This window comes from Tenacibaculum sp. TB-53, from assembly GCF_059716285.2.
The window spans coordinates 3,222,048-3,236,044 of sequence record NZ_CM202790.1 but is presented as its reverse complement, the minus strand read 5'-3'; the positions used below and the strand labels follow the sequence as shown (position 1 = coordinate 3,236,044).

Here is a 13,997-nt window from a genome sequence, read left to right as displayed (position 1 = left end):
TTAGTGTACTTTATATATTTCTTACAGCTTCTTTAAATTTTCTTCCTCTATCTTCATAGCTATCAAATAAATCAAAACTTGCACATGCTGGTGACAACAATACTGTATCTCCTTTTTGCGCTATTTTATAAGCTACTTTTACTGCTTCTTCTGCTCCAGCAGTTTCTACCATAACATCTACTACATTCGCAAAAGTGTCTATGATTTTTTGGTTATCTAACCCTAAACAAACTATTGCTTTTACTTTTTCTCTTACTAAAGGTAGTAAATCTGTATAATCATTTCCTTTATCAACCCCTCCTACAATCCAAACTGTTGGATTGTCCATACACTCCAACGCATAAAAGACCGCATTTACATTTGTAGCTTTACTATCGTTAATGAATTCAATTCCATTTACTTTTTGCACTTTTTCTAAACGATGTTCTACTCCTTCAAAATCAGACAAACTTTCTGCAATTGTTTCTTTTCTTACTTTCAATAACCTTGCTGCCATTGATGTAGCCATTGCATTTTTAGTGTTATGCTTTCCTTGTAATGTTAGCTCAGAAACCTTCATTAATTTTTCTTCTGTATTAAATTTCATTATTATCGTGTCTTGTCTTAAAAAAGCCCCGTACTCTAATTCTTTTTCCATTGAAAATGGCACTAGCGTTGCTTCTGTTTTGTTATTTTTTAACCAATTTTGAATTGCTTCGTCATCGGCATCATATATTAAAAAATCATCTTTCGTTTGATTTTTTGTAATTCTGAATTTTGAGTTTATATAGTTATCAAATTCATATTCATATCGATCTAAATGATCTGGTGTTATATTGGTGATTATTGCAATATGTGGTTTAAAATTTTCAATTCCATCTAACTGAAAACTGCTTAATTCCAATACATATTCGTCATACTTATCTTCAACCACTTGTTCAGCGAAACTATCACCTATATTCCCTCCAACTCCCACATTTAAACCTGCTTTTTTTAACACATAATGTACCAGCATGGTTGTGGTTGTTTTTCCGTTTGAGCCTGTAATCCCCACAATAGTTGCTTCTGTAAACTGAGCAGCGAATTCTATTTCTGAAATCACTTTAACTCCTTTTGAAACCAACTTTTGCACAAGTGTAACTTTCTCTGGAATTCCAGGGCTTTTCATTACCACATCAGCATTTAAAATTTTATCTTCTGTATGCTGATTTTCTTCAAAATCGATTGAGTTATGTAAAAGAACTTTTTTATACCGCTCTGCTATACCTCCTTTATCTGAAACAAAAACCTCATATCCTTTTTGCTTCCCTAAAAGTGCTGTTCCTACACCACTTTCTCCTCCACCAAGCACAACTAATCTTTTCATTTATCTTAACTTCAATGTTACTATAGTAAATACCGCTAATAAAATTCCTACAATCCAAAATCGTACTACAATTTTACTTTCATGATAATTTAGTTTTTGATAATGATGGTGTAGAGGAGACATTTTAAAAATTCGTCTTCCTTCTCCAAACTTCTTCTTTGTGTACTTAAACCATGAAACTTGTAGTATTACCGATAAATTCTCGACTACAAATATTCCAGCCAAAACTGGCAGTAACAACTCTTTCCTTATGGCAATAGCTATTACAGCTATGATACCTCCAATAGTTAAACTTCCTGTATCTCCCATAAACACTTGTGCCGGATAGGTATTATACCATAGAAAACCGATTAAAGCTCCTGCAAACGCTAAAATGAAAACAGTCATTTCTCCAGACTTCGGAATGTACATTACATCTAAATAGTCTGCAAAAATGATGTTACCAGATACCCATGCAAAAATTGCCAGCGTTATTACCATAATTGCTGATGAACCTGCCGCTAATCCATCAATACCATCTGTTAAATTCGCACCGTTTGAAACTCCTGTAACGATAAAAACGGTAACAAAAATGAAGATTATCCATCCAAATTTTTCATATCCATCTCCTAAGAAGCTTAATGCTTTTGCATAATCTAACTCGTTATTCTTTAAAAAAGGAACTGTTGTTTTTGTCGATTTATGAGCCTCACCAAACACCTTCTTTTTACCATCATCTACTTGCACAACTTGTTCTGAAGTTGGCAGTTGTTCTTTGATGGTTACATCTTGGTGAAAATACAGCATAGAACCTACGATTATACCTAATCCTACTTGTCCTAAAACTTTGAACTTTCCTTTTAAACCAGCCTTATCTTTTTTAAATACTTTGATGTAATCATCGGCAAAACCAATAAGCCCCATCCAAACAGTCGTAATCAATAAAATAACGATATATATATTTTCTAGCTTTGCTAAAAATAACACAGGAATTAATGTTGCAAGGATTATAATTACACCTCCCATAGTTGGTGTTCCTGCTTTTTGTACTTGACCATCTAAACCTAAATCTCTTACTGTTTCACCTACTTGCTGCCTTCTTAAGTAGTTAATGATTTTTTTACCAAAAATGGTTGAAATCAACAGAGATAATATGAATGCCATTGCAGATCGAAATGTGATGAATTGAAACACACTTGCTCCTGTTAAGCTAAATTCACTTTCTAAATATTGAAATAAATAATACAGCATTCGTTAGTGTTTTTTTAGTTGATTAAAATAGTTGGTTACTTCTTCTAAATCATCAAAATGATGCCTAACACCATTTATTTCTTGGTAAGTTTCATGTCCTTTTCCTGCAATAAGTACAATATCTCCTGAAGTTGCTAGTTTACAAGCTGTTTTTATAGCCTGTCTTCGGTCTACAATTGATAGTGTTTTTTTATAGTTTTCTGCCGCAACTCCAGTTTCCATTTCATCAATTATCGATTGAGGGTCTTCTGTCCTAGGATTATCTGAAGTAAAAATAGCTTGATCACTCAACTGAGAAGCAATTAATGCCATTTTAGGACGCTTTGTTGTATCTCTATCTCCACCACAACCTACAACTGTAATCACAGTTTCATTTCCTGTTCGGATGTCGTTAATAGTTTGTAATACATTTTTTAGTGCATCTGGTGTATGTGCATAATCTACTATTGCTGTAACTCCCTCGTCAGAAACTGTGTATTGAAACCTTCCACTCACGCTTTCTAACTCACTTACAATACGTAAAATTTCTATTTTCTCTAGTCCCAACAACTCTGCTACTCCATAAATAGCTAACAAGTTGTACGCATTAAATTCTCCTATTAACTTCGTCCAAACTTCTACTCCATTGATTGTTAACAAAGTTCCTGAAAGACGTTTTTCTAACACTTTTGCTTTAAAATCTCCGATTGTTTTAAGCGCATAAGTTTGTTTATTCGCCTTTGTGTTTTGCAACATTATTTGTCCGTTTTTATCATCTAAATTCACCAAAGCAAATGCTGTTTTTGGTAACGAATCAAAAAACGATTTTTTAACATCCCGATACTCTGCAAATGTTTCATGGTAGTCTAAATGATCATGCGATAAGTTTGTAAACACTCCTCCTGCAAACTCTAAGCCTTCAGTACGTTTTTGATGTATTCCATGAGAACTTACCTCCATAAAACAATAATCAACTCCAGCTTCTACCATTTTTGATAAATAATTATTTATCGCTAGTGAGTTTGGTGTTGTATGTGTTGCTTTATATTCTTCTTCATCAACCATTACTCGCACAGTTGATAACAACCCTACTTTATATCCTGCTTTTTTAAACAGTTGGTACAATAAGCTTGCAATTGTAGTTTTACCATTTGTTCCTGTTACTCCTACTAACTGCAAGCTTTTTGACGGGTTGTTATAATAATTTGTTGCTATTATTGCTAATGCCGCATTAGAATCTTCTACTTTAACATAAGTAACCTCTTCATTTTTATTTTCTGGTAAAGACTCACAGATAACAGTCTTAGCACCTAACGATACTGCTTTCGCTATAAACTGATGCCCATCTACTGTCACTCCTTTTTGAGCTACAAAAACATCTTCTTCCTGCACTTGTCTACTATCAAACTGAATATTGCTTATATCAATATCAGTGTTCCCGTAAACTTCTTTTACCGCTACCTTATATAATATGTCTTTTAATTTCTTCAACTATGATAATTTTAAATATATCGTTGCACCTTTTGAGACTTTTTGCCCCCTACCTACGGACTGTTCTGTTACTTTTCCTACTCCTGAAAATTTAACTTTTAACCCCATATTCTCTAATAATGCAATTGCATCCATTCCACTCATACCTAAAACTTTAGGCATAATTGTTTTATACTTCCTTAGTTTTTGATAGTATTCTTGATACTCCCTTTCAAGAACCTCTTCTGAAATATCATCAGAAACAAGCTGATTATTAATTGCTGTTGACGTATAAATTTTTTGAGCTATTTCTTTAAATATAGGAGCAGCAACCGTAGCCCCGTAATATCCTTTTTCTTTTTTAGGACTATGAACTACTACAATGCAAGAGTATTTTGGTTCATCTGCGGGAAAGAAACCTGCAAAAGAAGCCACATACTTTTGATTTGAATAATATCCTCCTTCATATTCTCCCTTAGCATTTTTAGTTCTAGGAATGTATTTTTTTGCCGTTCCTGTTTTTCCTGCCATAGAAAAGTTTGGTGAATAAATTCCTTTACCTGTTCCGTATTTTATAGTATTTTCCATCACTTTTCGTACCTTGTCTAAGGTTTCTTGTGATGCTATTTTTTCTTTTACTACTTCTGTTCCAAAGCTTTCTTCAACTTTACCTCCTACTCTTAGCTCTTTTACAAAATATGGCTTTACCAACTTTCCGTCATTTGCGACTGCATTGTAAAACGCTAGTGTTTGTAACGGTGTAAGAGAAACCCCATAACCCCAAGCCATCCACTCTAATGAAATAGGGCTCCAACTTTTCTCTGTTGGTTCTGGTATATAAGGCTTTCCTTCTCCTTTGATTTTAACACCTGTTAATTGATCCAACCCAAAAGACTTAATTCTATCCGTGAATTTTTTAGGATTTTTATCGTAGTACTTTTGTATTGTTTTCACAATTCCAACATTTGAAGAAACCTCAAATACCCTTCCTAATGATATTTTTCCGTACCCTCCTCTTTTACTATCTTCTACTTTACGATTATTAATATAAATTCTTCCTTTTTCACAATCTACCACAGTTGAAGTATCTACAACTTTATCTTCTAAAGCCACCATTAAGCTAGCTAACTTAAAAGTTGACCCAGGCTCGTGACTCTCCCAAACAGCATAGTTTCTTTTTTCGTAATACCTACCTTTAGAAGTCCTCCCTAAATTAGAAATCGCTTTAATCTCTCCTGTTTCAACTTCCATCACTACAGCACAACCATGATCTGCTTCAAAATACTCCATCTGTCTTAACAGAGCATGATGCGTTATATCTTGAACATTTACATCTATTGTAGTAATTACATCACTTCCATCTACAGGCTCCTTCTCATTTACATCATTAATAGGCTTCCATTGCCCTTTAGCTATCTTTTGTTTTAAACGCCAACCGTTTTCACCTTGCATATAATCCGCAAAAGCACCTTCAATTCCTGCCCCACCTCTGTAATCATCGTAACCAATTGTACGTTCAGCTATTTTTCCTATTGGGTGAACTCTCACTGTTTTTTGTTCCGCGATAAAGCCTCCTCGATACACCCCTCTATTAAAAATGGGAAAGCTTTTCATTTTCACATAATCATTATATCCTACATTACGGGCTATTAACAAATATCGGTTTCTACGTTTTTTTGCATTACGCAACTTCTTTTGATAGTAACTAGCTGATTTCCCTAACAATCCAGAAAGCGACTCAGAAAGTGCTCGGATATTTTTTTCAAAAATCTCAGAATCTACCGCCACCACATCCATTCGAATGGTAAATTTTGACATAGAGGTTGCTAACAAATTTCCATCTGCCGCATACACATTTCCCCTATTTGCAAAAATAGTATCGTTTTTAACTGTTTCTTCTTCAGAAAGATTCCTATACTTATCTCCTTCTACATATTGAAGTTTAAAAAGCCTAAAAATGATAACTACAAAGAAAAGCGTCATTAAAACAACAATCACGTAGAGTTTGTTTAATATGCCTTTTTTTACTACCATTTTATATTACTCTTTATTATATGTTACTTTTATTTTTTGGGGCGGTTTTTTTGCAGGGTACAACCCTTTGTTTTTTACTTTATCTCGAATACTACTCTCTAACTTCATTCGCATTAATTGAGTACTCGTGTCCACATCTTCAGCCCGCAACTCTCTTTTCTTCTTATTAAGCACTGCTATTTGCACCACTTTTGCATCGGCACTATGCGAACTATAGATCATCACTAATAGTAAAACAACTGTAAAAATCAAAATTCGCCAATTCTTAAACGAGCTTTCATCCGTAAGAAAACTACCTCTTAAAAGATCGTATATACCCTTTCTTACTATTGACATTACTTTAATGTTGCTATTCTTAGTTTCGCACTACGTGCTCTATTATTTTCTTTTATCTCCTCTTTTGTTGGCACAATCATTTTACCAACTTTTTTAAGTGGTTCACTGGTATTACCATAAAAATCTTTTTCTGGTTCACCACTAAACAATCCGGTCCTTATAAATCGTTTCACCAACCTATCTTCCAAAGAATGATATGAAATCACACTCAATCTACCTTCTTCATTTAACAAGTCTGGGATTTGCTGCAAAAATTCTTTCAACACCTCCAACTCCTGATTCACTTCTATTCGTATTGCTTGAAAAATTTGCGCTAGTATTTTATGTTCTTTTGCTTTCGGAAGAAATTTTTGCAACACTTCTTTTAACTCAAAGCTCGTTTTAATTTCTCTATCAACTCTTGCCTCAACAATAGTTTTCGCCAAGGTTCGCGCATTCCGCAATTCTCCATACAAAAACAACACATCCGCCAAATCTTCCTCACTATAGGTATTGATTATTTTTTTTCCTGATAATTCAGATTTCTGATCCATTCGCATATCCAAATCTGCATCAAAACGAGTAGAAAAACCTCTTTCTGCTTCATCAAACTGATGTGAAGACACTCCTAAATCAGCCAGCACCCCATCTACTTTCCTAACACCATAAAAGCGCAAAAACCTCGATATGAATCGAAAATTCTCTCCAATCAAAACAAAACGCGGATCGTCAATTTTATTTTGTTGCGCATCAGGATCTTGATCAAAAGCAAACAATCTTCCTTTTTCACCTAATCGACTTAATATTTCTCTAGAATGCCCCCCTCCTCCAAAGGTAACATCCACATAAACTCCATCTTCCTTTATACTAAGTGCATCAACACTTTCTTTCAATAAAACTGGATTATGATAACTCATCTGCTTCCGTATTACCCATTACTTCTTCTGCTAACTCAGCAAAATCAACAACAGCATCATCAATTACTTTTTCGTACTTATCCTTATCCCAAATTTCAATAATATTCACTGCAGAAGAGAGCACCACTTGCTTTTCAATACCCGCAAACTGACATAAATCTTTCGGAATCAAGACTCTCCCTGAAGCATCTACATCCACCATTTTCACACCGGCAGTAAACCTTCTGATAAAATCATTATTTTTCTTTACAAATCGATTTAGTTTATTGATTTTTGCCATTACCAGATTCCATTCTTGCATTGGATACAACTCCAGACAAGACTGAAAAACAGAACGTTTAATCACAAACCCCTCTTGCAACACAGAAGACAATTGCTTCTTGAACGCTGACGACATCATCAACCTCCCTTTAGCATCTACCTTGCACTCATATGTTCCAATTAAACTTACCACGTAAAGAATCTATAGTTTGCATCAAAAATAAAAAATATTTACCACTTTTTACCACTTTTTACCACTTTGTTGATAAGTTTTACTTCTGGAGATAAAAAACTCAAAATAAACCACTTAAAAGACTCGCCTACACAGTAAATAATAAAAATGAAAAAGTGATAAAAAAGAACTACATTTGTGGTTAAGTCAAATCAAAAACATATATGACTGAATTTTTAAAGAAAGAAGACAAATTTACATATGCTGAAGCAGGAGAAGGAAGCCCAATTATCATTCTTCACGGGTTAATGGGAGCTCTTAGTAATTTTGGTTCCACTTTTAATCATCTTTCAAAAAAAGGATATCAAGTTTTTATACCAGAGTTACCCTTATACACATTACCCCTCCTTAAAACTAATGTAAAAAATTTAGCCAAGTTTTTACATGATTTCATAGAGTATAAAGGGCTTAAAAATGTTACTCTACTAGGAAATTCTCTAGGCGGACATATAGCTTTATACTATACAAAACATTATTCTGAAGATGTTAAAGCATTAGTTTTAACAGGTAGTTCTGGATTATACGAAAACTCAATGGGAGATAGCTATCCTAAAAGAGGTGACAAGGAGTTTGTTAGAAAAAAAGCACAAGATGTTTTTTATGATAAAGCCATTGCTACAGACGAACTTGTTGATCAAGTGTACGATGTTATAAATGATAGAAATACCTTGATTAGAACACTAGCTATTGCTAAAAGTGCCATTCGTCATAACATGGCTAAAGATTTACCCAACATGAAACAACCTACCTGTTTAATTTGGGGAAAACAAGACAGTGTTACTCCACCTGAAGTTGCTGAAGACTTCAAAAAACTTTTACCTGATGCCGATTTATTCTGGATTGACAAATGCGGACATGCAGCTATGATGGAAACACCAGAAGAATTTAATAAAATTTTAGAAGGGTGGCTTTCTAAACGCGAAATATAACAGCTAAACTAGCTTAATTATAGTATGAAAATAAAATCTGCTGAATTTGTAATGAGTAACAGCAATGTTACCAAGGCTCCTAAAGACAGAATACCTGAGTACGCTTTTATAGGTCGCTCAAATGTCGGAAAATCTTCATTAATCAATATGTTGATGGAGCGTAAAGATTTGGCAAAAACCTCTGGTAAACCAGGGAAGACACAACTTATCAACCATTTTAAAATTAATGACGAATGGTTTTTAGTAGATCTTCCTGGATATGGTTATGCACAGGTTTCTAAAAAAAAGCGTCAAATTTTTCAATTTTTTATTGAAAACTATTTTAAAGAACGTGAACAGCTGGTTTGTACTTTTGTTTTAATCGATTCTCGCCACGATCCACAAAAAATAGATTTGGAATTCATGCAGTTTTTAGGTGAAAACCGCATTCCGTTTTGTATTGTTTTTACCAAAGCTGATAAACTAGGGAGCTCTAAACTCAACAAACAAATTACCACTTACAAAAAGAAATTATTAAATTACTGGGAGGAATTACCAATTTCTTTTGTTACCTCATCTTCTACAGGGATGGGGCGAGATGAGTTTTTAAACTTTATTGATCAAGTTAACGAAGATGTAGCGGAGAATTTTAAATAATTTTCACCATACCTTAAGGGAAGTATTAATAATGCACTCTATAAAAGAAAACTTACAAGTTTTACATGAAGACAATCACATTATAGTGATTAATAAGCGGGCTGGTGATATAGTGCAAGGTGACAAAACAGGCGACAAACCACTTTTAGATGTTGTTAAAGAATATATTAAAGATAAATACAACAAACCTGGAAACGTATTTTTAGGAACCGTTCACAGGCTAGATCGCCCTACTACAGGTATCGTTATCTACGCACGTACTTCAAAAGCCTTAGAACGACTTAATAAAATGTTACGTGACAAAACCATTAAAAAAACATACTGGGCAGTGGTTCAACAGCAACCTAAAAAAGCAACCGATACCTTAACAAATTACTTAAAAAAGAATCCAAAAAATAACAAATCGACCGCTTACACTAAAGAGGTTAACGGAAGTAAAAAAGCTATACTTCACTACAAAACGCTTAAAAAACTAGATAATTATTCATTATTAGAGGTCGACTTGGAAACTGGACGTCACCATCAAATTCGCGTACAGCTTTCTAACATTGGCTCTACTATAAAAGGAGATTTAAAATACGGTGCTAAAAGAAGCAACAAAGACGGAAGCATTCATTTACATGCTCGAAAAATTCAATTTACACACCCTGTTAGCAAAGAACCTATTAAGGTTACCGCTCCAACTCCTTCTGACCCCGTTTGGGATGCTTGTTTGTAATTTGTATATTTAGACAAATTTCACCCAAGATGAAAGCTCTTAAATTTTTAACGATTTTAACACTCCCTATCACTGTTTACATTTCGTTTACAAATATGGGATGGTTAACACTTTTACCTTTACTTGTTTTCTTCGGCTTAGTTCCTCTTCTCGAATTACTTTTTAAACCTGATAAAAATAATTTCAATAAAGAACAAGAAGCGCAAGAAAAAGAAAATAGACTCTACACCTATATTCTATACGCAATGGTACCTATTCAATTAGTTTTCCTAGTGTGGTTTTTATGGATAATGAAAGACACACAATTAACTATCTTAGAATATATAGGAAAAATCTCAGCTATGGGCTTGCTATGTGGCGTTATTGGTATTAATGTTGGGCATGAGTTAGGACATAGAAACAACCGTTTTGATGAGCTTTTAGGAGAAATTTTACTACTAACTTCATTAGACACCCACTTTCTACCCTACCATAATGCAGGACATCATTTTAATGTAGCCACTCCAAAAGACGCCGCGACTGCAAGAAGAAATGAAATTGTTTACCTGTTTTGGATTCGTTCTCATTTTCAAAGCTATTATCAAGCTTGGGAAGTGGAAAATACACGTTTAAAAAATTCAGAAAGAAGCTGGTTTCACTTACAAAATAGAATGCTCATTTACACACTCTGTAACATTCTTTTATTAGCTGGTATTTTCTTTTTATTCGGATTAAAAGCATTACTAGCTTTTATCACCGCTGCTGTTTTTGGAATTTTATTACTTGAAACTGTAAACTATATAGAACATTATGGACTACTACGTAAACAGAATGAAAAAGGTCGTTATGAGCGTGTAAAAAGAACGCATTCATGGAATTCTGATCACAGAATTGGTATGTTAATGTTGTTTAATTTATCCCGTCACTCCGACCATCACTATAACGGAAGCAAACATTATCAGCTCTTAAAATCATTACCAGAAAGCCCACAAATGCCAACAGGATACCCGGGTATGATGCTGGTAGCCTTGGTTCCTCCATTATGGTTTTCAATAATGAATAAAAAAATACAAGACTTATAGCTTATGAATATTCCCGAATTAGTTCAGTCGCAAAAAAACTATTTTGCTACTCAACAAACCAAAGATATTTCTTTTAGAAAAAGTACCTTAAAAAGATTACAAAAAGAACTTGTTGCAAGAGAAAAAGACATCATAAAAGCACTACATGATGACTTTAAAAAATCAGAATACGAAGCAGTAATGACCGAAACTTCTATTGTTTCGGCTGAATTAAAAATGGCCATAAAAAATATACACTCTTGGAGTAAACCTCAACGTGTATTACCGTCGTTACTAAATTTTCCGTCCTCTGCAAAAATTTATAAAGAACCTTACGGAACTGTACTTATCATTGCTCCTTGGAATTACCCGTATCAACTAGCATTCGCACCATTATTAGGTGCTATTGCAGCAGGTAACACTGTAGTATTGAAACCTTCGGAACTGACACCGCATACAAGTAAAATTACCAAAGAAATTATTGAAGCTGTATTTGATAAAAACCATGTAGCTGTGGTTGAAGGTGGCGTAGATGTTTCTACTGAATTGTTAGCACAACGTTGGGATTATATTTTCTTTACAGGCAGTGTTCCTGTTGGTAAAATTGTCGCCAAAGCCGCTGCTAATAATTTAACTCCTGTTACCCTAGAACTTGGAGGAAAAAGTCCATGTATTGTTGACGAAACTGCCAATATTAAATTGACTGCAAAACGTTTGGTTTGGGGAAAATTCATTAACGGTGGGCAAACTTGTATTGCTCCTGATTATTTATTGATACACAAATCAGTAAAAGAGCAATTTATACAACAATTTAAAGATGAAATTTTTAGAACTTACGGAAGAAACCCTCAAAACTCTCCAGATTTTCCACGTATTGTTAACACTCGTAATTTTGATCGTTTAGCTTTGATGCTAGAAAATGAAAAGTGTGTGATTGGCGGACAAACTGATAGAGACGATCGCTACATTGCTCCTACATTAATTGACGAACCTAATTTAGATAGTGAAGTCATGAAAGGTGAGATTTTCGGACCTATTTTCCCGCTAATCTCTTACGAAAATGAAGCTGACATTGAAAAAATCACTACTAAATACGACAAACCTCTGGCTTTATATGTGTTTACCAATAGAAATTCATTTGCTAAAAAAATGATTCAACGTTATTCATTTGGAGGTGGAACCATAAACGATACCACTGTACATTTTGCTAATCATAGGTTACCTTTTGGTGGCGTTGGTGAAAGCGGTATAGGCAGTTACCATGGAAAAAAAACTTTTGATACGTTTTCTCATCATAAAGGAGTGGTTTCTCGCGGAACTTGGTTAGATGTTCCTACTCGATATGCTCCATACAAAGGAAAATTAAAGCAATTAAAAACCTTAATGAAACTAGGATAAATTAGATAAAAGACAAATAGACACAAGAATCAAGACACCTATATAAATGAGTGAAAAAACCGTATCCGAAGCAGTTAACTACCGTCGTTCAGTAAGAGTATATGACCCTAAAAAACCGATAGACACTGCTGTTGTAAAAAAATGTTTAGAGCAAGCTATTTTAGCTCCTACCAGTAGCAACATGCAACTGTGGGAGTTTTATCATATCACTGATAAAGAAATTATAAAAAAAATGGCTCCATTATGCTTTAATCAAAATGCAGCTAAAACTGCTCAGCAACTAGTGGTTTTTGTGACTCGTAAAGATTTGTGGCGTAAAAGATCCAAAGCTAACTTAGCTTTTATGGATGAAGTTTTTGGTAAAAACAATCCGAAATCAGAACAACGAAGTAGAGAAAAAGTAGCGCGTAACTACTACGGAAAATTAATTCCGTTTACCTACTTTGACATCTTCGGAATTGTTGGTTATCTTAAATATTTAATGATTCTTTTTGTTGGACTTTTCCGACCTATTTACCGTGAAGTTCGTAATAGTGATATGCGCATTGTAGCTCACAAAACTTGCGGATTGGCAGCACAAACATTCATGCTCTCTATGGCTGCTGAAGGTTACGACACCTGCCCTATGGAAGGCTCTGATACTTGGCGTGTAAAACGTTTGCTAGAACTACCTTTTGGTGCAGAAATTAATATGATTGTTTCTTGTGGTATTCGTAAACCAGAAGGTGTATATGGAGAACGTTTTAGAATTCCTTTTGAGGAGGTTTATAAAGAGGTTTAACCCAGAAATAAACCAATTTCTCATTATTTTATGAGTGTTATAACAAATTTTAATATCCTCTTCTATTAAATCAACCACCTTCAAGAAGAAATTAGCTTAACGATTTATTACGAAAAAATTAAAAAGCTATACGTTTTTAGCTTAATAACTTTTCAAAAACAAAGTTTTAAATCTTACCTGTTACAGAAAGTAATTTTTATTATATTAGTTTCCTATTAAATTCAAAAAAAAATTAAAAAGCTGTAAAAATTGACTATAACTAACTATGATATTTCTTTGTTCCCAAGATAATTAATTCTAATTAAAAGTTAGTTCGTTTATTTTTTCACATCTATTGAAATAAAAAACAGACATAGACCTTGAGTGTCTTTAAATGTTCAAGGAATATATAAAAATTTAAATTATTTTGAAAATGAAAAAATCAATTTTAACCTTAGGTAAAGTTTTAAACAAAGCTGATCAAAAACAAATAAAAGGAGGATTAACTTACCCACGCCACTATGATGAATATTGTGACAATCTAAATGAAACTCAATATGACCCTTCTTGCGGCTGTTCTTTTAATAGTCAATGCGCCAATATGGCTGTACCTGCCAGTGATGGTTACGGATATGTTTTAAGATCAGGAACATGCTCTAATGGAACATGTGTTGCTTAACAAGATTCTTATATTATAAAAAAGGAAAAGAGGCTTAAGCCTCTTTTCCTTTTT

At 33.8% G+C, this 13,997-nt stretch carries 14 protein-coding genes; 7 read left to right on the top strand and 7 right to left on the bottom strand.

The features are described 5' to 3' along the window. Positions 1-10: 10 nt before the first annotated feature. From murD to mraZ, 7 genes are read right to left on the bottom strand one after another with little or no spacing between them, the layout of a single operon-like run. Entirely contained in the window at positions 11-1,345 is a 1,335-nt protein-coding gene (gene murD / locus AC3VJB_RS14705) for a UDP-N-acetylmuramoyl-L-alanine--D-glutamate ligase (protein ID WP_159615081.1), read from the bottom strand. Further along, positions 1,346-2,575 carry a phospho-N-acetylmuramoyl-pentapeptide-transferase gene (gene mraY / locus AC3VJB_RS14700; protein WP_167712388.1) on the bottom strand — a complete coding sequence of 410 codons (1,230 nt, stop codon included), beginning with the start codon at positions 2,573-2,575 and terminating at the stop codon, positions 1,346-1,348. It lies immediately after the preceding gene. A 3-nt stretch (positions 2,576-2,578) separates the two neighbouring features. Then, positions 2,579-4,045, bottom strand: a complete 1,467-nt coding sequence (locus tag AC3VJB_RS14695) for a UDP-N-acetylmuramoyl-L-alanyl-D-glutamate--2,6-diaminopimelate ligase (protein ID WP_497650854.1) — start codon at positions 4,043-4,045, stop codon at positions 2,579-2,581. Beyond that, positions 4,046-6,058 (bottom strand): PASTA domain-containing penicillin-binding protein, encoded by a 2,013-nt coding sequence (locus AC3VJB_RS14690; RefSeq protein ID WP_497650855.1) that lies wholly within the window; start codon positions 6,056-6,058, stop codon positions 4,046-4,048. Between the two features lie 6 nt (positions 6,059-6,064). Continuing rightward, positions 6,065-6,394, bottom strand: a complete 330-nt coding sequence (locus AC3VJB_RS14685; RefSeq protein ID WP_047790362.1) for an FtsL-like putative cell division protein — start codon at positions 6,392-6,394, stop codon at positions 6,065-6,067. Further along, positions 6,394-7,290, bottom strand: coding sequence for a 16S rRNA (cytosine(1402)-N(4))-methyltransferase RsmH (gene rsmH / locus AC3VJB_RS14680; protein WP_073184260.1), 897 nt, complete (start codon positions 7,288-7,290; stop codon positions 6,394-6,396). The genes AC3VJB_RS14685 and rsmH overlap by 1 nt, the downstream gene beginning before the upstream one ends. Continuing rightward, positions 7,277-7,744 carry a division/cell wall cluster transcriptional repressor MraZ gene (mraZ, locus tag AC3VJB_RS14675; RefSeq protein ID WP_159494756.1) on the bottom strand — a complete coding sequence of 156 codons (468 nt, stop codon included), beginning with the start codon at positions 7,742-7,744 and terminating at the stop codon, positions 7,277-7,279. The genes rsmH and mraZ overlap by 14 nt, the downstream gene beginning before the upstream one ends. 203 nt (positions 7,745-7,947) lie before the next feature. On the opposite strand from mraZ, the gene AC3VJB_RS14670 reads away from it, so the two are divergent. The 7 genes from AC3VJB_RS14670 to AC3VJB_RS14640 all read left to right on the top strand — a co-directional run bounded on the left by AC3VJB_RS14670 (position 7,948) and on the right by AC3VJB_RS14640 (position 13,943). After that, the gene (locus AC3VJB_RS14670; RefSeq protein ID WP_073184256.1) at positions 7,948-8,712 is read left to right on the top strand and encodes an alpha/beta fold hydrolase; all 765 of its coding nucleotides are present in this window, start codon (positions 7,948-7,950) and stop codon (positions 8,710-8,712) included. 24 nt (positions 8,713-8,736) lie between these two features. After that, positions 8,737-9,348 (top strand): ribosome biogenesis GTP-binding protein YihA/YsxC, encoded by a 612-nt coding sequence (gene yihA, locus AC3VJB_RS14665; protein WP_173360818.1) that lies wholly within the window; start codon positions 8,737-8,739, stop codon positions 9,346-9,348. Positions 9,349-9,379: 31 nt separating this feature from the next. Then, entirely contained in the window at positions 9,380-10,066 is a 687-nt protein-coding gene (locus AC3VJB_RS14660) for an RluA family pseudouridine synthase (RefSeq protein WP_047790357.1), read from the top strand. A gap of 29 nt (positions 10,067-10,095) precedes the next feature. Next, positions 10,096-11,127, top strand: a complete 1,032-nt coding sequence (locus AC3VJB_RS14655; protein ID WP_047790356.1) for an alkane 1-monooxygenase — start codon at positions 10,096-10,098, stop codon at positions 11,125-11,127. Positions 11,128-11,130: 3 nt separating this feature from the next. Continuing rightward, positions 11,131-12,504, top strand: a complete 1,374-nt coding sequence (locus tag AC3VJB_RS14650; RefSeq protein ID WP_497667294.1) for an aldehyde dehydrogenase — start codon at positions 11,131-11,133, stop codon at positions 12,502-12,504. 46 nt (positions 12,505-12,550) lie between these two features. Next, complete coding sequence (locus tag AC3VJB_RS14645) at positions 12,551-13,285, top strand: nitroreductase family protein (protein ID WP_167712391.1); 735 nt, start codon at positions 12,551-12,553, stop codon at positions 13,283-13,285. 412 nt (positions 13,286-13,697) lie between these two features. Continuing rightward, positions 13,698-13,943, top strand: coding sequence for a hypothetical protein (locus AC3VJB_RS14640; protein ID WP_073184246.1), 246 nt, complete (start codon positions 13,698-13,700; stop codon positions 13,941-13,943). Positions 13,944-13,997 lie beyond the last annotated feature (54 nt).

Bases quoted from the DNA above. Each gene is read 5' to 3' on its own strand.
- AC3VJB_RS14640 (WP_073184246.1), top strand. From the start codon at position 13,698: ATGAAAAAATCAATTTTAACCTTAGGTAAAGTTTTAAACAAAGCTGAT.
- murD (WP_159615081.1), bottom strand. From the start codon at position 1,345: ATGAAAAGATTAGTTGTGCTTGGTGGAGGAGAAAGTGGTGTAGGAACA.
- AC3VJB_RS14670 (WP_073184256.1), top strand. From the start codon at position 7,948: ATGACTGAATTTTTAAAGAAAGAAGACAAATTTACATATGCTGAAGCA.
- AC3VJB_RS14690 (WP_497650855.1), bottom strand. From the start codon at position 6,058: ATGGTAGTAAAAAAAGGCATATTAAACAAACTCTACGTGATTGTTGTT.
- AC3VJB_RS14650 (WP_497667294.1), top strand. From the start codon at position 11,131: ATGAATATTCCCGAATTAGTTCAGTCGCAAAAAAACTATTTTGCTACT.
- AC3VJB_RS14655 (WP_047790356.1), top strand. From the start codon at position 10,096: ATGAAAGCTCTTAAATTTTTAACGATTTTAACACTCCCTATCACTGTT.
- AC3VJB_RS14645 (WP_167712391.1), top strand. From the start codon at position 12,551: ATGAGTGAAAAAACCGTATCCGAAGCAGTTAACTACCGTCGTTCAGTA.
- AC3VJB_RS14685 (WP_047790362.1), bottom strand. From the start codon at position 6,394: ATGTCAATAGTAAGAAAGGGTATATACGATCTTTTAAGAGGTAGTTTT.
- mraY (WP_167712388.1), bottom strand. From the start codon at position 2,575: ATGCTGTATTATTTATTTCAATATTTAGAAAGTGAATTTAGCTTAACA.
- yihA (WP_173360818.1), top strand. From the start codon at position 8,737: ATGAAAATAAAATCTGCTGAATTTGTAATGAGTAACAGCAATGTTACC.
- rsmH (WP_073184260.1), bottom strand. From the start codon at position 7,290: ATGAGTTATCATAATCCAGTTTTATTGAAAGAAAGTGTTGATGCACTT.
- AC3VJB_RS14660 (WP_047790357.1), top strand. From the start codon at position 9,380: ATGCACTCTATAAAAGAAAACTTACAAGTTTTACATGAAGACAATCAC.